Below are 20,130 nucleotides of genomic sequence, written 5' to 3' on the forward strand. Positions count from 1 at the left end.
CTACACTTCTGACCCCATGCGCACCTTTTTCCTCCTGCTGCTCCTTGCCATCCCGAGCGCAGCCGACACCCGCGCCGGCAGCGTTTCCGCCCTGCTGCCCAACGTCAAAATCGAGCGCGGCAAGTCCACCTCCGCCGCCGCGCGCGGCGCCGAGGTCCAGGTAAACGATCTGCTGCGCACCGATGACCAGGGCCGCGTCCGCATCAAGCTGCTCGATCAGTCGGTGCTTTCCATCGGCGTCAAGTCGCAGCTTCGCGTCGTCCGGCACGATCCCGCCTCGCGTCAGACCTCGGTCGAACTCAACTTCGGCAAGCTGCGCGCCCAGGTCGCCAAGATCACGCGCGCCGGAGGCAGGTTCGAGGTGCGGACGCCCACCGCCGTCGCCGGCGTGATCGGCACCGACTTCGGCGTGGACGCCTCCGACCCCGACCTCACCAAGTTCATCTGCATCTCCGGCAACGTTCAGATCACCAGCGTGGACCCCAGCGTCACTGGAGCGATCACCTGCCGTGGCGGAACCACGGTAACAGTTCGCCGCGGGCGGCCTCCCGAATCGCCCGAGCGCGCCACCCGCGACCAGATGGAAACCTGGAAGACCATTACCGAGCCGGACGCATCCGAAACCAAGGATCCTTACAAGACGTACTGAGTTGGGGAGAGGGATGTCACCACCGAGACACCGAGAACACCGAGAACACCGAGCAAATCATCACCAAAAAAGAAAGAACATGTGCTCGGTGCATCTCGGTGAACTCGGTGCCTCGGTGGTGAATCCCCAGGCCTGGTGGGCCAGAGGCAATGCTGCCAGGTGATGATCACTCCGAAATTCTCTACTGCACCTTCACGCGCAGGTTGTGATTGCCCTTCGTGTCCACCACGATGGGATCGCCGTTTGCCAGAAATGGCTTGAGCACCGCGGCGTCACTCCACTGCAAATCCCATCCATTTTCCAGCGCCAGCAGCGTGTAACGTCCGGGAAGGACCGGCGACAGCGTGAACGAGCCATCGCTGTCGCTCTGATCGCGGCGAAACAGCGGCAGATTGTTTTCGGGATCTTGCGGCACCAGCAAAATCATGACGCCTGATTGCGGCTTGCCGTCGCGTAAAGCAACGCCTTCGATCTTTCCCGTTCCCGCGCTCACCACGACCGACAGTTTCACCGCATCCGAGCCGCTGATGTGCAGCATGCGCCCTGCGATCTTCGCGCCGGTTGCAGTCACGCTGCGGATGAACAGGTCATCGCCGCTGCTCATCACCACTTCGTAAGTGCCCGTGGCAAATCCCTGCGGAAACGCGAATTCGCCGCCCGCATTGGCGCGCGCGTCGAAGGCGCGCCGCATCGCGCCCCGCCGCAGCACGATGGTCGACGGTTTCGCCGGCGCCTGCCCGTTCGCCAGCTTTACGGTTCCGCTGACCGTCGCCGTCGGCGTCATCGCGCTCGCATCCAATTCCGTATCTGACACCAAATCCACCTCGCGCACGCGCGCCGGCTGCCCCGATTCCTCACTCGGCGGCTGCGGCATTCGTGGGAACCTGCGCCCGTTGGGCGTTACGCGCAGCAGATAATGACCCGGCGGAATTCCGGAGACGAGGTTGGCGTTGCCGCCCATCCCGCTTGTGCTGGTTTGCACGGGCACTTCGAGGCCATCGAAGATCATTTGTACTAGCGTCGCGTTGGCGAACTGCTGCCGATCTCCCTCGCTGGTCGCATGATTGATCCGCACGTGGAGCGCCGGCACCACGCGCAGCATGATGTCGGCCGAGGCGCGATCGCCCGCATGCAGCGTGATCGCGCTCGCCGACGCCGCATCGGTCACGTCGGGATAAAACGTCAGCGGATAGGCGACATCGAGCGCCGAGTTGTCTTGGACGTTGATGCCGCGCTCGGCAACAATTCCCCCGCGCGGACCCGGAGCCTGCGCGTACCACGGCCGCGCCGACACTGCCAGGTAATACGCGCCCGGCTTGAGATGGCCAAAGTGATAGCGGCCCTGATCGTCGGTGGCGACATTCGCCACAAGCGCCTTGATGGCGCGGCCTTCCGCTACTTGCTCGCGGATGAGCATGACGCGCGCATTGGCCACCGCGTCGCCCTGCTCGTCGGCAATGCGCCCGGAAAAGGACGCATCGGGCACGATGCGGAAGACGATGTTGCCGGAATCCAGGGCAGGGCCGGCCGCAATCGCGGTAGAGAAGTTTTCGTGCTGCTGGTATTGCTGCGAGGCAAAGCCGCGGCGCTCGGCCGAAAGCTGATACTTGCCGGCGCGCACGCCGTCGAACCGGAACGCGCCGTCAGCAGCGGTCATGACGGTGCGGGCCGCCGCGCCCTGAACGGCGGTAATGGTGACGTACGCGCCCCCGAGCGGCTGGTCGTTGATGGCGTTGACCGCGGTTCCGCTGATTCGAAACTGGCCTCCGCTGCCCGAGGGCGAAGCGTTGCGTTCCTGCGCTGCCGACGTGACCGTGAGTAAGAGCAGCAACGCAAACACCCACATCTGCCGACTGCAGGCAGATGTGGGGCACCATCTGGGACGATTACGGCGCAACATCATGGCTCGCCTCGCTTGATGAGCGTGAGCGTGACCGTCGCGTTGCCCCTGCTGTTCACCGTGACGCGCGCGGCCCGGGACGCGTACGGTTCGAGCGCTTCGCGATTGGTGTATTCCAGACCATCCACGCTGTCGAAGGCGAACAGCTGGTAATCGGCAGGCGCGAGGTTGTTGATGGTGAATCCGCGCTCGGATGCGTACTGCGTCTGCGGCGCGGTGGAGCGGCGTTCGGGCACGAGCAGCAGGACCGCGGCCACGGCAACATTGTCCGAGGTGGCAGTTCCCGCCACCGAGCCGCCGTCGTCGCGCAGCACGATTTCGATCGGACTGGCATCGCCTTGCGCGACCACCAGGTCCTCGCGCAGCACATCGGTCTGACCGTGCGCAGCGGATTGCACGTACCACGGCCCATGCGGAGAAATCTGCACCGCGTAGCGTCCGGGCTCGACATTGCGCAAGGTAAGCGGAGCATTGTTGTCCGCCGCATCGTAGGTGGAATAGACGCTGGTCGCCCCATCCAGTCCCGTCAGTTGAACGGACGCATATTGCGGCGGTCTGCCGCTGGATCCAACTGTGCTGGTTCCGCCCCCAACACTCGGCGAGCTCTGCTGATTGGTGAACTCGGTCTTTACTACCACCGGAATGATTGCGCCGGGCAGCAAAGGCAGCCGGATTCCGCTGACGTTGGCGGCGACGGTGATGGTGGCGGACGCTCTCGCAGGAGGGCCCTGTCGGCTGAACGATGTCGCCCGCACGGTGTAGGTTCCCCCCGGAAGCCGGGCGCTGAAACTCGCGTCGTCCGGATTGAAGCGCACGTTGGCCGCGAGCGGGTCGCCGGAGCGGTTGACGAATTCGATGTTTGCCCCGCGCTGTTCAGGCGCAATACCGGTCACAAATCCCGCAACTTCGTACACCGGCTGGGAGCGCAGGCGGAACTCGATTTGGACTGTCTGCCCGCCGCCCACCTCGATGGCGGAAGCCGAGGCAAGATCGGGCACGCCCGGATAATACGACGGCGCATATCCGATGTTCGGTTCAGCGGCGGCGCGTGGCGTCGAAGGCCGCTGCGCCTGCGCCACCATGTAGTACGTTCCAGGAATGAGGTTGGCGGCGCGGAACTCGCCGATGTCGTTGGTGGTTGCCTGCCCCCGCGTCTCCCACTGCTTGCGCCCATTGTTGATGACCTGGCGCTTCAGCCGCAGGTGCACGCCTTCGAGCGGCTCGCCGTCGTCGCCGGTGATGGCGCCCGCGACAATTCCTTCCGGCGTGAGCTTCAGCACCAGCGATGACACGTCGCCGGTGATCATCACCGGCGCGCGCGGACGGCCGCCGCCGCGGGACAGTTCTTCACTGCTGAAGAATCCCGGCTTGCGGGTCATGAGCATCGCGCGACCTTCAGGAACGCCTTCGAAGCGGAAGCTGCCTTGGGAGTCGGTCAGGTCGGAACGCTGCAGCGGCCCCATGAACTGTACCAGCGCGCGCGGAATGGGCTCGCCGGTGGCGGAGTTGACCACGCTGCCGCTGACGGTGTGCGTGGGCGAGTTCGGATCATAGGCGCGCGGGCCGACGTAACCGCCCTGCGCGTGCGCCAGCGCGCACGGCAGCAACAGCGCGAGCACTGCGAAAACAGACTTCCTGCGCATGGATGCGGCGATAAGGTTACAGGCTCAAGGCGCAAGGCTCAAGGCGCAAGGCCCTGCCGCGAAGCGCCTTTCGAATCTTCAACCCTGGGCGGCGGGAACAGTCGCGCGCTTGGGAAGCATTTCGCCGATGCGGCGGATCTGGCCGCCGACGCCGCGCAGCTTCTCCTCAATGCGCTCGTAGCCGCGATCAATGTGATAGACGCGGTCGATGATGGTCTCGCCGTCGGCCACCAGCGCCGCCAGCACCAGCGACGCAGAAGCGCGCAGGTCGGAGGCGAGCACGGCGGCGGCGCTGAGCGGCGTGCGGCCGCGCACGATCGCCCGGCGTCCTTCAATCTTGATATTCGCGCCCATGCGCAGCATTTCCTGGGCGTGCATGAAGCGGTTCTCGAAAATATTTTCGGTGATGATCGAAGTGCCCTCGGCCTGCGTGGCCAGCGCCATGTACTGCGCCTGCATGTCGGTGGCGAAGCCGGGATACTCCTCGGTGTTGACGTCGGCGGGCTTGAAGCTGCCCTCGCTCATCACGCGCACCGAGTCTCCGCCGTGCCGCACCTTGACGCCGGTCTCCTCCAGCTTCTGGAGCAGCGCGGTGAGGTGCGAGGGCTCGCAGGCGGTGACGTTGAGGTCGCCGCCGGTGAGCGCGCCGGCAATGATGAAGGTGCCGGCCTCGATGCGGTCGGGAATGATGCGGTGGCGCGCGCCGTGGAGCTTTTCGACGCCGCGGACGCGCAGGGTCGAGGTGCCTGCGCCTTCAATGCGTGCGCCCATCTTGACGAGCAGCGCGGCCAGGTCGGCGACTTCGGGCTCGCGGGCGCAATTTTCCATCAGGGTTTCGCCTTCGGCGAGCGTGGCGGCCATGAGCAAGTCTTCGGTGCCGGTGACGGTGATCCTGTCGAAGACAACGTGCCCGCCCTGGAGGCGCTCGGCGCGCGCGACCACGTAACCGTGCTCGGTGGTGATGGTCGCCCCCAGCCGTTCCAGGCCCTTGATGTGCAGATCAATAGGACGCGCGCCGATCGCGCATCCGCCGGGAAGGGAAACCTTGGCTACGCCGCAGCGCGCCACCAGCGGCCCCAGCACCAGCGTGGAGGCGCGCATGGTCTTGACCAGCTCGTACTGCGCCGCCGGATGTTCCAGGCGGGCACAGGCAATCGTGGTGCGATGTTGCGCGCGGCCGTAACCGAGTTCGACCTCGGCACCCATGCTGGCGAGCAGGCGGCGCGTGGTTTCGATGTCGCGCACCTGGGGAATGTTTTCCAGCACGACCGGCTCTTCGGTGAGCAGGGCGGCGGCCATGGCGGGCAGGGCGGCGTTCTTGGCGCCGCTGATGCGCACCGTGCCGAGCAGGGGGTTGCCGCCGCGAATGACGAATTTGTCCATGAGGGTTGTCGGTATTCAGTTTGCCATGAACGCGCGAAAGCCGAAATCAGACGCGAAACCCGGCTGACATTGTACTTGGAGATCGAAGTTTGCTGCGAAAGCGGCGCTCACCACTGCTCTTTGCCGACCGGATTTCCCCAATCAGTTTCGCTGTGGCGATTTCTCCTAGTGATCCGTCTGATCGATTGCGAAATCACTGATCGCCGCCTCGATTTGGGTGGGCCCAGGCGCTTGGGCTTAGGTTGACGCTTCATGGAATCTCCGCATTCATCGGTGCGCACTCAACTCTTCCGGGAACTCCTGCGCGCGCTCAGGGGCTGGGCGGACTCGATGGCACGGCGCACATTGCCGCCGGCGAGTTCGAGATGACGCTGGGCATCAGCCTTGCTCACGCCCGCCTTCAGCATGATGAGCGCCACCGGCACACTGTTGCCGGATTCCTTCAGGGCAGCGGCGGCGCGCTCGTGATCGGTCTGCGCCGCGCTTTCCAGGATGCTAACGGCGCGCGCGACCAGCTTTTCGTTCTTCGGGTGCACGTTGACCATCAGGTTGCCGTACACGTAGCCGGCGCGCGCCATGGCGCCGGTGGTGATCATGTTGCAGATCATCTTCTGCGCCGTGCCGGCCTTCATGCGGGTGGAGCCGGCAAGCACTTCCGGGCCGACCTCGACCACGATCTCGATTTCGGCGGCGCGGCCCAGCGGCGTGTCGTGATTGCAGGTGACAGCGATGGTGGTTGCGCCCTTACTGCGGGCATATTCGACGGCGGCGAGGGTGAAGGGAGTGCGTCCGCTGGCGGCAATGCCGGCCACGACGTCCTGCGGGCCGGGCTTGCGGCGGGCCATTTCGCGGTGGCCGGATTCGGCGGAATCCTCGGCGGGTTCGAAGGGGTTCCACAGGGCGTCCACGCCACCGGCCATGATGAACTGCACCGTCTCGGGACTGGTGTCGAAGGTGGGCGGGCACTCGGCGGCGTCGAGGGCGGCAATGCGCCCGCTGGTGCCGGCGCCGACATAGATCAGGCGGCCGCCATTGGCGATCGCTGCGCCGACCGCGTCAATCGCCCGCGCGATCTGCGGCAGCGCGCGCTCCACCGCGCGGGCGACCTTGGCATCTTCCAAATTGATGATGTGCGCGATTTCCAAGGCGGACTTGGTGTCCAGATCCGCCGACGCGGGGTTCTGGTCTTCCGTGGTCAGGTCGCGCAAGTCCTCGGAATCAGACATTGCAGGAAGTGTAGCAGTGGAATTGCGAGTTGTAAGTTGTCAGTTTTGAGTTGGGAGTGAAAACGATCGGCTCCGAGGCTCGAGCTACCAACTTAACGCTTCCACGATGGCATCGTGCACGCCGGGACGCACGCGCTTGATCTCCTGCGAACTGCGGTCGGGCCAGGTGCGGTTCGTGAGCAGAACGATCGCGAGTTCGCGCTCGGGATCGAGCCACAGCGATGTGCCGGTGAAACCCAGGTGACCGAGCGAACCCGGCGAGAAGTGGCGGCCGGACTGCGAGGGCGCCGTGGGCAGATCGAAGCCGAGGGCGCGCGGGCTGCCGGATTTTGCCGCCTGCGGCCGGGCGAATGCGCGCAGCGTTTCGGGAAGAAAGATGGTCTTCGCACCGGGCCGGGTAAGGCAACCCAGTATCGCTTGGGCGAAGCGGGCGAGATCGGGCGCGCTGGCAAAAAGTCCGGCGTGGCCGGCTACGCCGCCCATCACGCCGGCGTTCTCGTCATGCACTTCGCCTTGGATGACGCGATGGCGGAAAGCGCGGTCATCCTCGGTCGGAGGAATGAGCGAGCGCTGTGCCGGCGGCGGATTGAAGCAGGTGGTTGCCATGCCGAGCGGACCGAAAACTTCGCGGCGGCAGAAGCTGTCGAGCGGCTCATCGGCAATCCGCGCGAGCGCTTCGCCGAGAATGATGAAGCCGATGTCGCTGTACTCGGTGCGCTCGCCGGGAGCGGCCTCCAGCGGCGTGCGACAGGCGGCGAGAACAAGTTCATCGCGGGTGCGCGCCTGTTCGAACAGGCGGACATAGCCGGGCAGGCCGGAGGTGTGCGCCAGCAAGGTGCGGAGGGTGACGTCCTGGCGTCGTGGATCAGTCGCGAAGAATTCGCGCACCACCGATTCCATCGGCAGGTCCAGGTCGAGCATGCCGCGCTCGTACAGGATCATGGCCATCGCGGTAGTGGCGACGATCTTGGTCAGCGAGGCGACGTCGAAGATGGTGTCCGCGGCAACTTCCGGCGATTGCGGCTCGTAGGTGAAGCGTCCGAAGCCAGTGGATGCGACAGGTTCGCCGCGATGCATGACGGCCAGCGAGCAGCCGGGAAAGGCGCGGCTGGCGACGGCGTCGCGCAGCAGATCGAGGGCGCGGGCAAAACGCTCTGGTTTCATGGGTTGTGTCGCACTGATCACTGTACTGTCGCGGAGAACTCCTGTAAATTTCGCGATGAGATTCCTTCCTTGTTGATGAAAACTTTTCGGACCTCGTGTTGCTGGGTTCTTGCCCTGATTGTGGCCTGCGCCCTCGCCGTTCCTGCCGCCGCGCAGACGAGCGCGCGCAAACCGGCAGGGAAGTCCGCCGCGAAGAAGCCGAAGCCGTCGTCCACGACCGACGCACGTCTGAGCGTTCTGGACCGCATTTTCAACCAGGCCGTCGCCGAGCACCAAATCCCCGGCGCGGTGGTGCTGGTGGGGCATGACGGCAAGGTGGTATTCCGCAAAGCGTACGGCTATCGCAGCCTGGAGCCACGGCGCGAGACGATGACGCTGGACACGATCTTCGACATGGCGTCGCTCACTAAGTGCATGGCGACGGCGGTCGCGGTGATGCAGTTGGTGCAGGACGGGCAAGTGCAGCTGAACGATCCGGTGGCGCGTTACATCCCGGCATTCAGCGCCAATGGGAAGCAGGACATTACGGTGCGGCAGTTGCTCACGCATTATTCCGGGCTGCCCGACGATCTCGATCTCAAGCAGCCGTGGCACGGACGCGACACGGCGTTCCGCATGGCGATGGACGAGACGCCGGTGTACACGCCGGGCTCGCGGTTTTTCTACAGTGACGTGAATTACGAGGTGCTCGGGTTCCTGGTGGAGCGCGTGTCGGGGATGGCGCTGGAGAAGTACGCGTCGGTGCACATCTTCCAGCCGCTCAAGATGCAGGAGACAACCTATCTGCCGCCGGCGTCGTGGCGGCCGCGAATCGCGCCCACCGAGTACGACGAAGGCGGCCACATGCTGCGCGGCGTGGTGCACGATCCCACGGCACGGCGCATGGGCGGAGTGGCCGGACATGCGGGCGTATTCTCCACCGCGAATGACCTGGCGAAACTTGCGCAGGCGATGCTTGACGGCGGCGCGCCAGTGTTGTCGCCGCTGATGGTCGAAAAGATGACCACGCCGCAGCAGCCGCCGAATGCGACCTCGGTGCGCGGATTCGGTTGGGACATTGACACGCCGTTCTCCAGCAACCGCGGCGATTTGCTGCCCGTGGGATCGTTTGGGCACACCGGGTTCACGGGAACGTCGCTGTGGATTGATCCGGTGACGCGGACGTACATCATCATCCTGGCCAACGCGGTGCACCCGCGCGGGCAGAATAAGGACATGGTGTCGCTGCGCAACCGCGCGGCAACCGCGGTCGCGGCGGCCTTGAAGCTGTCGGCGAGCGAAGAAGAAAAAATGCGGCTGGCGCGCATCACCGGGTACAACGACAGCTTCGCGGCGTCGCGACGCATCAACGTGCGCAACGGGCAGGTGAAGACCGGGATTGATGTGCTGGAACTCCACAACTTCGACCAGTTGCGCGCGCCCGAGCCGGGCAAGCTCCGGCGGATCGGGCTGCTGACCAATCAAACCGGTGTGGACGGGCTGGGCCGGCGCACGATTGATGTGCTGGCGCACGTGGACGGTATCAAGCTGGCGGCCATTTTCAGTCCGGAGCACGGCGTCACCGGCGCGCTGGACACGACGGCGGTGGGCAACACGGTGGATGCGGCCACCGGCGTGCCGGTATACAGCGTGTATGGCGACACCGACGCCAAGCGCCGCCCGCCACTCGACATCATGAAGGACCTGGACGCGGTGGTGTACGACATTCAGGACGCCGGCGCGCGCTTCTACACGTATGAGACAACGCTCGGATACCTGCTGGAGGCGGCGGCGAAGGCGGGAACCGAGGTCGTGGTGCTGGATCGGCCGAACCCGATCACCGGCGCTTATGTGCAGGGACCGGTGTCGCAGCCTGGGCAGGAGAGCTTCGTCAACTACACGCAGGAGCCGACGCGGCACGGGATGACGGTGGGCGAACTGGCGAAGATGTTCAACGCCGAACGGCACATCAACGCGCGGCTGACGGTGATTGCGATGGAAGGCTGGATTCGCGGCGATTGGTACGACTCCACCGGACTGGTGTGGATCAACCCATCGCCCAACCTGCGCAGCCTGACGCAGGCGACGCTATATACCGGAGTGGCGGAGATCGAGGGCACGAATGTCTCGGTGGGGCGCGGGACCGACACGCCATTCGAGGTGGTAGGCGCGCCGTGGATCAAGGCCAAGGAACTTGCGGATTGCCTGAACGCGCGCGGCATCCAGGGCGTGCGCTTTGTCCCGATCAGCTTCACGCCGGCGGCGGGGGCAAAGTTTGGCGGGCAGAAGATCGGCGGCGTGAACATCGTGATGCTCGATCGCAATACGCTGGACGCGCCGGAGTTGGGAATTGAGTTGGCGTCGGCGCTGCACAAGCTGTACCCGAACGAATGGGACATGCGGCAGATGATTCTGCTGGTCAACGATCCGCGCGTCATGAGCGCGATTGCCGGCGGCGCCGATCCGCGCATCATCGCCGACGATTGGCGCGAGGAACTGGAGCGGTTTGAGCAGATCAGGAAAAGGTATTTGCTGTACTGAAAGAGGTCTATCGGTCTCTCGGTCTATCGGTCAGTCGGTTTTGCCGACTGGTGACCAGATGCGTTCGAGTGCTCTTCGACGACCGATGATAGACCGAACGACCGATAGACCATCTGAGAAACAATTTCAACCCAGGCGTGTTCTAATTTCGTAAGGAACCGTTCGGAGGGCACGAGTATGCGTTGGGCAATTGTCGTTGTGCTGCTGGGCACATTGGCAGCGGCGCAGCAGGTGGCCGAGGAGCGCGAAGGGAACCGCGGCGGCTGGCGCGCCGGTATCACCGTCCCCGCCGGCACCCAGATTCCCCTGAAGCTGGCGCAGGGCATTTCCACCAAGAGCGCGAAAGTGGGCGACGCGGTGTATGCCCAGACCGTGTTTCCAATCACCGCGAATGACCGCATCGTGATTCCCGCCGGCACCTACGTGCAGGGACGGATCAGCGACATCAAGCGGCCGGGGCGGGTGAAGGGCCGGGCGGAATTCCTGATGCACTTCACCACCATGATCTTCCACAGCGGTTACACCGTCATGCTGCCGGGCGCGGTGGATAATTTGCCGGGATCGGAGAAGCAGACGGTGAGGGACAAGGAAGGCACCATCCAGCAGGACGGCACCAAGGGCAAAGACGCGGGCACGGTCGCCAAGACGGCCGGCGAAGGCGCGGTGGTGGGCGCGATTGTGGATCGCGGCATCCGGGGAGCGGGAATCGGTGGAGGCGCCGGTGCTGCCGTGGGCCTCGCCAGCGTCCTGCTGACGCGTGGACCCGACGTCCATCTGCCCGCGGGAACCAGCGTGCTGATCGTGCTGGAACGGCCGCTGTCGCTGGATGGAAACAAGATCCGATAAACAGTGGCCAGTGGCTGGTGGCTAGCGAATCGTTCCGCAACTGACCACTGATCGCTGACCACTTACGCTCCCAGATCTCCCGCTCGCAACTCGGGACTCGGTATTCGGTGCAGGCCGCTGCTAGACTCGAATCGTGGCTGTCCGCACCATATTTTCCATGGCGGAAGATTGCGCCCGCGGCGAGCGCCTGGGCTGGCAGGAGTTCGTCCGCGACTATGCTCCCATCGCGCGCACGCTGCTGCACCACTTCTTTCCCATGCTGGCGCCGGAGTTGGAGACGCAGGTGGCGGCGGTGTTGCAGCGCGCCCGCGCCAACGACAACGCCTGGTTCCATCAGCTCAAATTCCAGAACGAGCGCGAATTCCTGGTGGCGTTCCGCGAACTGGTATTTGCTTATGGCCGCGAGGTGGCGCGCGTGCCGACGCCGGAGCTCTCGCTGGAGCAGGTGCGCTCAATCATGAAGGACCTGGCGGTGGTGGAGCGCGAGGTGCTGTGGATGTTCATCAAGGGCTACGACGCGCCGCGGATCGGGCCGATGATGATGAACACCGAGGCCACGGCGCAGGCAACCAAGGACATCGCCGACCAGCGGCTGGCGCAGGTGCTGCCGGGCGCGACGGCGGACGCGTTCAACATCTCGGCGCGGGTGCTGATGGCGGAAGCGGAGAAGACCGGCGGCGAATCCTGCCTGCCGCTGAAGACGTTCAACAACCTGGTGAACGGGCAGGTGTCGTGGCGCGAGCGAGAATTGGCGGAGCAGCACATCCGCGATTGCTTCCACTGCCTGGACCGCTACACGTCGTTCCTGGAGATGATCCGCTTGCGCAAGGACGCGCAACCGCTCGGCGAAGCCGAAGTCAACGCCATCCTGGCGCAATTGAATCTGCCGCCGGAGAAGGGAAGGGGGCTGTTGGCGAAGCTGTTCGCGAAATGAACGGCGGGACAAAAAGTAAGAAGTAAGCTTAGATGAAGCTTGCAAGGCAAACAACACACTTGATGCGGGCAATGTTACGCTGCCAAACCAAGCAGTCTTCGGTCGGCCTCACGCTTGAAATAGGCTACCCAGCAAGCCGCTTGCAGCCGGGGACGCCGGGTGGATCATGAGCGTCCCGTGCGGGTGAGCGCAGTCGTTAGGCGGCGCTGGGCCAAATTGTCTGCGGACAAGGAGAAAGAGATGCGAATCCCTCATACTTTGTGTGCGACGGCCGCTATTAGCTTGCTGATTGGAACTTGCTTCGGACAAGCTCAGGGCACATGGCCAGAGGTAACCAAAGAATCTGGTTTTCAAGCAAAAGTTATCCATGCAACGATGCCTGATTCCCCGGCTATCCGGCGCGGGCAAGGCGTTTTCCCCGAGGACGTGCTGCCTAAAGGAAAAAAGTGGCTTTACTTGAGTATTGAGGTCACGGTCCCGGTTATTGACTTCCAGTTACCAGTGGCAAGCCTCAAGGTGCTGGCTGAAAACTCAGAGCTTTGTCCAGCCATGGCGATAGGTGACGCGACACTCTTTGATCTTTTCACAAATGCTGAAGAATCGCGTCGGGCCATTGGTCAAGTTGGATCAGACAGCAGGCTCGAGTTAGCTGCCTTTATTAAAGAGGGAGAGTCAATATTGGAGATCAAAAGGAAGACTGTCAGCATCGGTCTTCTATATGCCGTCCCCAGTACAGCGAAGGTTCTTTCGTGGCAGGTCGGAGCAGGCGCATCAACACCCATTACTGTCGGGCGTGACGCAGCCAAGCATACGCAGCGGGCTTCTACTAATGCGATTATTACTTTCAGGTGAGTAGATTTCAGCAGAAGCCTGGCTAGGCACCACTGCGGTAATTGCGCGTGCAATCTTCGTTGTTAGGGCTGACATGCGCTCAGGATGGGCTCGCGTGGCAGATCGTCGTTCGTGAGTACACGGGAATGTTCGAGGAGGAGGACTGCCGGGCGTTGACGCTCTCGGAAAATGCAGGGTAAGAAGTCAGAAGTAAGAAGTAAGAGGTAGAGATCACCAAGTTGGGTGCGTGGTCGCGCAGCTTTTGTTTTCACTTCTGACTCTTACTTCTTACTTGAGAGAAAACACCGCACTCACCCGCGCCGTGATAGTGACCTTGTGGGCGGAAAATTCTTCCGTGGGGGCGGCGACCGGCTGTGCCTGCGCGGCCATGGCGCGGAGTGGCATGGGGGCACTCAAGGGGCGGATCGTCTCAATGGTATCGACCGAGGCGTAGCTCAACTCTCCCAGCGCGCGATTTCCGGCCTTGGCGACGGTGGCGGCCTCGGCGCGGGCGCGCTGGAAGGCGTCTTCGACGGCGCGCATCTTGGCCGCGTCAATGTCCTCGAGGGTGTAGCCGAGGTTGACGTTCTCATTGAATTCCTGGGCGCCGAGTTGCTGCACGATCAGCCCTACCTTGGCGAAATCCTTGAGCTTCAAACTGACGCTGCTGCTGACGCGGTAGCCGACGACGCGACGCTTGGCGTCTTTATAGTCGTACACCGGCTGCAGCGAGAAGAATCCGATCTCCGCCGACTTCGGATCCACGCCGTTGCTCCGCATGATCTGCCGAAGCTGCTCGGTTTCCTGGGCGGCGCGATCGTAGGCGGCGCGCGGCGAATTTTCCTGGGCGGAGATGTTGAACTGGATGAGCGCGGTGTCGGGCGCCGATTCGAACTTGCCGTCGGCGCTGACGTACACCGTGTTCATCTGCGCGGTGACGGTGGGGGTGTTCTGCGCGGCGGTGGCGCACGCCAGCAATACAAGCGCGAGAAAAAGCGATACCGTTCTCATGGGGGTTCCTTCGCAAGCATGTCGATGATAGAACGCAGGATGGACTCGGGCTTGCAAAAATTCACGGTGAGGGCGGCCGTGAGGATACAAGGACCCACATCGGCCAACTGCAGGCAGATGTGGGGCACCAGAATCTCAGGGTGAAGCAGCGCGTTGCAGCAACTCGCGCGAGCGGCCTAGACCATCACTCCGCGGGAATCTGCAACGGGCGGTCGAGGCGCAATTCGAGTTGCTGGCCTTTGTTGAGCCTCAGGTCGCGGTCGGTAAGCACGCCCGTGCCGCCCCCGAAAGCGCCTCCGGCAGCCGCGCCGATGATGGCGCCGTGCGCGCCGGCGGCAATAGCTCCGGCGGTAGCGCCGACGGCCGCGCCGACAACCGCGTCTTCTGCGATTCGCCTGCCGCTGGTGCCGGTCTTCTGAACCTCGCCCTCTTCGCCGGTCGACTTGGCGCCGTGCTCGCCGGGAACATCGCTGACGGTGGCTGCCAAGGGACGCCAGCCATGGCGGGTTTCGATCTCATCAAAGCTGAGCAGGATGCTGCCGTGCAAGCCGCGGTTGATGGAGCTGACGTGCCCGTGGATCTTATTGCCAAAGGGAATTGTGGAGCCGTCAGGCGCGGTGAGATCCTCAGCCAGCTTGGCGGTGAACCTCTTGCCCGGTTTCAGCCTGGAGGTGTCGAGAGTGTCGTTGAGCCGGACCACGAACCGCGTTCCCTCGGGAATCGCGCTGTTCGCGTACGGCGTATTCGAAGGCGGATTGTTGCCGTAACCCTGGTTGGAGCTCTGGTACTGCGCCCAGAGCGGCGCCGCCGCAAGCAGAAGGAAAGTCCCAAGTACAAGCCGTTTCATAAGATCCCTCAAGTTGAGTTCGCAGCCCGTGTCCCGTTGCAAGGGGCAGCACGGCTGGGTGTTGCTCGTAGAAACCCCGAAAATCCGCCCGGGATGCGCCCCGCGGGGAAGAAAAACGGGTACTGAACTCAAGAGGGTAGGGGCTAGCGGCTGGAGGCTGCCAGCTAGGGAATGGAAATCACGTCGACCCTAGCTGCTAGCCCCTAACTGCCAGCTACGACCTAAGCTTTGATCGCCATCTTCTGGGAATAAGTGAAGCGGTAAATCTGCTGGTCAATTTCCTTGCGCAGATCGTGCCAGATGGATTCGGGGATGGTGAGAAAGACCTTGACGACTTCGGGATCGAACTGCCGGCCCGACCAGCGGACAATCTCGTCGCGAGCGGCGGAGAAGGGCTGCGCCGCGCGGTACGGCCGGTCGGACATGATGGCATCCAGCGTGTCGGCGATGGAAAACAGGCGTGCCCCCAGCGGAATCTCGTTGCCCTTGAGCCCTCGCGGATAGCCGGTGCCGTCCCATTTTTCCTGGTGCGAATAGACGATCTCGGCCGCCTCGGTGAGAAAGGGAATCTTGCGCAGCATCTGGTAGCCGCGATAACAGTGCTCCTGCATGATGGCGATTTCTTCCTGGGTCAAGGCGCCGGGCTTGCGCAGGATGGAATCCGGGATGGCCATCTTGCCGATGTCGTGCAGGAAGGCGCCGCGGGCGATGACGCGGATCTTTTCTCCCGCCAGGCTCATGGCGCGTGCCATGGCGATGGTGAAGGCGGTGACGCGCTTGGAGTGGCCCTCGGTTTCAGCGTCTTTCAAGTCGAGCGCGTCGCCCAGTGCTTCCAAGGTGATGTCGTAGGAGCGCTCCAGGTCCACCATGGTCTGGCGCAACTGCTCGGTGCGAGCCGTGACCAGCGCCTCCAGGTCGGTCTGGTAAGCGCGGTTCTCGACCTTGAGGCGGCGGTTTTCCAGCGCGCGCCGGCTAATGGCCAGCAGTTGCTCGCGCTCGAAAGGCTTCAGCAGGTAATCGTAGGCGCCGTTGCGGATGGCGGCCAGGGCGACGGAAATATCGTGGACGGCGGTGACCATTACCACCGGCATATCGGGATATTTTTCCTTGGTGCGCTCCAGCAGGGCGATGCCGTCCATCTCGCCCATCATCAGGTCCGACAGCATGAGTTCGAACTGCTCACCGGACTCCAGAACGGCGAGGGCCTCGACGCCCGAACTGGCCTGGTGGCAGCGATAGCCCGCCATCGAGAGCATGGAGTGCACAATTTCGCGGATTGCTTCCTCGTCGTCGACAATGAGGATTCGGTCGGCGGGCATGATTTTTCCGTGAGAGCTGGTCGGCGCATTGTACCCCACAGGACTGCCGACCGTGCCTTGAAAGACACCGGCGGCGGTACCAAAATGCGCAACGTCGGGCGCCGATTCCATGCTATACAACGCTCGAGAGAGCCACTGTAGATGCGCACGCACACGCGCCAATCCAGCGCATGAACCAGGCAACGCTGAGTACGGTTTGGGACCGCGGCGGCCCTGCCATCGAGCTGCTGGCCGACTGCTCCGGTGTCTTGATCCTGCTGGCCGCCGGCTTTCTGGTCTTCCGCACCTTTCGCGAACGCTACCTGCTGGCGTGGATCCTGGGATGGTCGTTCTACCTGGTGTACCGGGTTTCCACCGCCAGCTCTTCGCTGATCACGCCGCCGGCCTGGCTGATCGCGGTTTCGCAGGGTGCGTATGGGTGCGCGATTGCCCTGTTCGTGGCCGCCATCCTCTACTACACCAGGACGCTGAAGTACGTCATGCCGCTGGCGGTCGCGGGCGTGGCCGCTACCAGCTTGGCGGTGGCGCGAGCGCTGTGGTGGCCGGGATCGTCATTGCTGGTGGCGGTGGTTCGCGGCGTATGCGCGCTGATGGCAGTGGGCGGCGGAGTGCAGTTGGGGATCTTCAGCCGCGGGCGCCGCCAGGTCGGGCCGTGGGTGCTGATCGCCATGCTGCTCCTGCTCCACATGGACCAGGACACCACCAGCCCCCACTTCCTCGCCGGCATTGACATGGTGATCGAGCTGCTGCTGGGGCTGAGCATGCTGGTGATAGTGCTGGACGATTCCAAGCAGCGGACCGACCGGCTGGGCGCGGTCAACGTGATTTCCGGCGCCATGGCAGGCGCGCAGGAACACGGCTCGATGGTGCTGACCGCGCTCGAGCAACTGAAGAAATTGACGGGAGCGCGCGCGGCGTGGTTCCGGATTCTGGATGGCAACCAGTTGGTGCTGACGCGCCACATCGGTTTGTCGGAACAGTACATCCGCGAGCGTTCAGCCCTGGATGTTCGCACCGCCGACGGCGCCCGGGTCGCGCAGCAAGGCGTTCCCACCATCCTGCGCGCCGCCTCCCTGGAGGAAGATAACCGGCGCCTGGTGCGGGAAGAGGGCTTTGACCACATCCTGCTGGTGCCGATCCTGGGCAAGACCGCGGTGATCGGTACGATCAACCTGGGACAGGCGAGAAACCGGTCGTATCCGCCCGACGAACTGGATTTCCTGACCGCGACCGGGCACCAGGTCGGCATCGCGGTGGAGAACCTGCGGCTGCTGGAAGAGATCATCCGCTCGCACCGGCAATGGATCAGCACCTTCGACTCGATCGAGGATATGGTCCTGGTGCACGACTCCGACTTCCGCATCCTGAAGTTGAACCGCGCGGTGGTGCAGCGCCTCGGAGTGGCCATCGCGGACGTGGTGTTTCATCAGTGTGACCAGGTGCTGCCGGGCGCGGGCGTGAAATGGCAGCAGTGCCCCTATTGCGAACACGCGCGCGCCAACTTCGGCGAAGGCGCTGACCCGTGCTTCGGCGGGTACTCGATCGTGTCCACGTCCACCTTCACCGAGGGAGGCGCGTATCGCGGGACAATTCACGTCATCCGGGACACCACCGAACGCCGTGCGGCGGAGGAACGTTACCGGCTGCTGTTCGAGCAGGTGCAGGAGGGGGTGTTTGTTTCCACGCCGCAAGGCCGCATCCTCGAGTGCAACCATGCGTTCGCCAGCATGCTTGGCTACGAGCGTCGCGAAGAGGTGCTGGCGCTCGACATCGCGCGCGATATGTATGAATCGCAGGAGCAGCGCGAGACATTCTGCGCCCTCATGAACGAGCGCGGCTTTGTCCGCAATTACGAGGTCGACCTGCGGCGGAAGGACGGCACCATCCTGCACGCCCTGGAAAACAGCTTTGCCACCCGCGATGCTGCGGGGAACATTGACTGCTACCAGGGGTTCCTGCTGGATGTCACGGAGAAGCGGCGCGCCGAGGACGCGATCCGGAGGCGCAACCGCGAACTGCACGCGCTCAACGCCATCGCGGTGATCACGGCGCAGTCCTTCGACCTGGACGAGATCCTGAATACCGCGCTGCGCCACGTGGTGGATGTTTTCGCGGCGCACAGCGGCGCCGCGTACCTGATGGACAATTCCAACGTCCTGCATTGCCGGGCCGGGTACGGGCAGCGGGCGCCTTCGGCCAACGCCGACATAGCGCTGCCGCCCGAGTTCCTGCAGCGCATCCGCGACACCAGGGTTGAAGTGGTGACCGAAGAAGAAGCGGACCAGATGCCGGAGGTCATTCGCGAGTACGTTCGCAGCGAGGGCTTGCGGCGCTGGATTTGGGTCATCATGCGGACCAACGACGTCGCGGTGGGCGTGCTCGGTATCGGCAGCCGCGAAGAACGCCGGTTCGGCGAAACCGATCAGCACCTGATGGTGGCCATCGCCCGCCAGTTGGCGACCACCATCGAGAAGGTCCGCCTGTACGAAGAGACTTGCCGCGCTTATGAGAACCTGCGGCGCACCCAGGAACAACTGCTGCAGAGTGAGAAGATGTCGGCCATTGGGCAGTTGATCTCGGGCGTGGCGCATGAGATCAACAACCCGCTGACCGCGATCCTGGGATACGCGCAGCTTCTGGAGAACGAAGGTTTGGGCGAGCGGGCGCGTGACTTCGTCGGCAAATTGTTCAAGCAGGCGCAACGCACCCAAAGGCTGGTGCAGAACCTGCTGTCGTTCGCGCGCCAGCGCAAGCCGGAAAAGAAACAGGTGGACATCCGGCAGGTGCTGGACGACACCCTGGCGTTGCGCGATTTCGATTTCAACCTCCGCAACATCAAGGTCACCTGCGATGTCGCGCCGGCACTGCCGGCGGTGATCGCCGATGCCCATCAGATGGAGCAGGTGTTCCTGAACGTGATCAACAACGCGGTGGACGCCATGCTGGAGCACGAGCAGGGAGGCACACTCTCGGTCAAGAGCTACGCACAGAACGGGCACGTGTGCATCGAGTTCCGCGACTCCGGCCCGGGCATCCGCGAGCCCAAGAAGGTTTTTGACCCCTTCTACACCACCAAGGGTGTGGGCAAGGGGACCGGCCTGGGGCTGAGCATCTGCTACGGAATCGTCAAGGAACACGGGGGCGATATAGTCGCCCTCAACTCCCCGGAGGGCGGCGCGCTGTTTCGGATCCAGTTGCCGGCATGCGCATCCGTTCCGGTGGATACGCCCGCGGAGGCGTCACGGCACGAACCGCCGTTGAGCGGGCGCGTCTTGCTGGTGGACGACGAAGAGGCGGTGCTGGAATTCGAACGCGAAGCGCTGGCCGGCGCGGGGGCGCAGGTGGTGGCGGTCTCCTCCGGCGAGCAGGCCATCCAGCGCCTGCAGCAAGAAAAGTTTGACGCCATGCTGGTGGATTCCACTATGCCGGGCGGATGGACGGGAATAGACCTTTACCGCTGGGTGGCGGCCAACCTGCCTGGGGCGGAGAAAAACATCATTTTCACCATCTCCGACATCCGAGAGAGCGAAACCGGCTCGTTCTGCCAACAGGGAAGCGTGCCGTGTATCGTGAAGCCATTCCAAGTGGCTGACCTGATTGCGGCTACCCGGTCGCTGTTATCGCGAACGGAGAAAGCGGCCGCCAACTGACGCCGCGGTCAGCGTAGCCTGGCTTGCGCCCGCGCCGCGAGTCTCCTGGATAAGAATTACGCGCTCCGTCCTCAATGGGTGTCTTGCGGTGCCAACTGTTGGCACCGATGTTCTACCTGTGGGCCCGATTTGTTGCTGCTACGGGTACCCCCGCGAGAATAGTTTCTTGCACAGCCGATGCTCCGGTTCGCGTTGCAATGTAACGAT

General features: G+C 63.7%; 14 protein-coding genes. 6 read left to right on the forward strand and 8 right to left on the reverse strand.

The annotated features are described in order from the left end of the window. Window positions 1–16: 16 nt before the first annotated feature. Window positions 17–649, forward strand: a complete 633-nt coding sequence (locus LAN70_10060) for a FecR family protein (GenBank protein ID MBZ5511499.1) — start codon at window positions 17–19, stop codon at window positions 647–649. A gap of 181 nt (window positions 650–830) precedes the next feature. On the opposite strand, the gene LAN70_10065 is transcribed toward LAN70_10060, so the two are convergent. The 5 genes from LAN70_10065 to LAN70_10085 form a co-directional block, all read right to left on the reverse strand. Next, window positions 831–2,495: a carboxypeptidase-like regulatory domain-containing protein gene (locus LAN70_10065; protein MBZ5511500.1), complete on the reverse strand. Its 1,665-nt coding sequence runs from the start codon at window positions 2,493–2,495 to the stop codon at window positions 831–833. Window positions 2,496–2,548: 53 nt separating this feature from the next. Continuing rightward, window positions 2,549–4,192, reverse strand: a complete 1,644-nt coding sequence (locus tag LAN70_10070; protein ID MBZ5511501.1) for a carboxypeptidase-like regulatory domain-containing protein — start codon at window positions 4,190–4,192, stop codon at window positions 2,549–2,551. 78 nt (window positions 4,193–4,270) lie between these two features. Further along, the gene (murA, locus tag LAN70_10075; protein ID MBZ5511502.1) at window positions 4,271–5,575 is read right to left on the reverse strand and encodes a UDP-N-acetylglucosamine 1-carboxyvinyltransferase; all 1,305 of its coding nucleotides are present in this window, start codon (window positions 5,573–5,575) and stop codon (window positions 4,271–4,273) included. A gap of 281 nt (window positions 5,576–5,856) precedes the next feature. Beyond that, window positions 5,857–6,801, reverse strand: a complete 945-nt coding sequence (murQ, locus tag LAN70_10080) for an N-acetylmuramic acid 6-phosphate etherase (protein ID MBZ5511503.1) — start codon at window positions 6,799–6,801, stop codon at window positions 5,857–5,859. A gap of 84 nt (window positions 6,802–6,885) precedes the next feature. Then, complete coding sequence (locus LAN70_10085; protein MBZ5511504.1) at window positions 6,886–7,965, reverse strand: beta-lactamase family protein; 1,080 nt, start codon at window positions 7,963–7,965, stop codon at window positions 6,886–6,888. A 75-nt stretch (window positions 7,966–8,040) separates the two neighbouring features. Here LAN70_10085 and LAN70_10090 point away from each other — a divergent pair, with 75 nt between their 5' ends. The 4 genes from LAN70_10090 (at window position 8,041) to LAN70_10105 (ending at window position 13,117) form a co-directional block, all read left to right on the forward strand. Beyond that, window positions 8,041–10,485: a DUF1343 domain-containing protein gene (locus LAN70_10090; protein MBZ5511505.1), complete on the forward strand. Its 2,445-nt coding sequence runs from the start codon at window positions 8,041–8,043 to the stop codon at window positions 10,483–10,485. Window positions 10,486–10,662: 177 nt separating this feature from the next. Further along, window positions 10,663–11,331, forward strand: coding sequence for a TrbI/VirB10 family protein (locus LAN70_10095; protein ID MBZ5511506.1), 669 nt, complete (start codon window positions 10,663–10,665; stop codon window positions 11,329–11,331). A gap of 157 nt (window positions 11,332–11,488) precedes the next feature. Next, window positions 11,489–12,265, forward strand: a complete 777-nt coding sequence (locus LAN70_10100; protein ID MBZ5511507.1) for a hypothetical protein — start codon at window positions 11,489–11,491, stop codon at window positions 12,263–12,265. Window positions 12,266–12,505: 240 nt separating this feature from the next. Continuing rightward, the gene (locus tag LAN70_10105; protein ID MBZ5511508.1) at window positions 12,506–13,117 is read left to right on the forward strand and encodes a hypothetical protein; all 612 of its coding nucleotides are present in this window, start codon (window positions 12,506–12,508) and stop codon (window positions 13,115–13,117) included. Window positions 13,118–13,384: 267 nt separating this feature from the next. Here the strand turns inward: LAN70_10105 and LAN70_10110 are convergent, their stop codons facing one another. The 3 genes from LAN70_10110 to LAN70_10120 all read right to left on the reverse strand — a co-directional run bounded on the left by LAN70_10110 (window position 13,385) and on the right by LAN70_10120 (window position 16,273). Further along, window positions 13,385–14,107, reverse strand: coding sequence for an SIMPL domain-containing protein (locus LAN70_10110; GenBank protein MBZ5511509.1), 723 nt, complete (start codon window positions 14,105–14,107; stop codon window positions 13,385–13,387). A 184-nt stretch (window positions 14,108–14,291) separates the two neighbouring features. Next, complete coding sequence (locus tag LAN70_10115) at window positions 14,292–14,954, reverse strand: hypothetical protein (protein ID MBZ5511510.1); 663 nt, start codon at window positions 14,952–14,954, stop codon at window positions 14,292–14,294. A gap of 221 nt (window positions 14,955–15,175) precedes the next feature. After that, window positions 15,176–16,273, reverse strand: coding sequence for a response regulator (locus LAN70_10120; GenBank protein ID MBZ5511511.1), 1,098 nt, complete (start codon window positions 16,271–16,273; stop codon window positions 15,176–15,178). Between the two features lie 170 nt (window positions 16,274–16,443). Between LAN70_10120 and LAN70_10125 the strand changes: the two genes are divergently transcribed. Next, a complete protein-coding gene (locus tag LAN70_10125; protein MBZ5511512.1) occupies window positions 16,444–19,923 on the forward strand; it encodes a GAF domain-containing protein in 3,480 nt (1,159 codons plus the stop codon). Window positions 19,924–20,130: the final 207 nt, after the last annotated feature.

It is taken from the genome of Terriglobia bacterium, assembly GCA_020072845.1.
In the GTDB taxonomy this organism is placed as follows: domain Bacteria; phylum Acidobacteriota; class Terriglobia; order Terriglobales; family Acidobacteriaceae; genus JAIQGF01.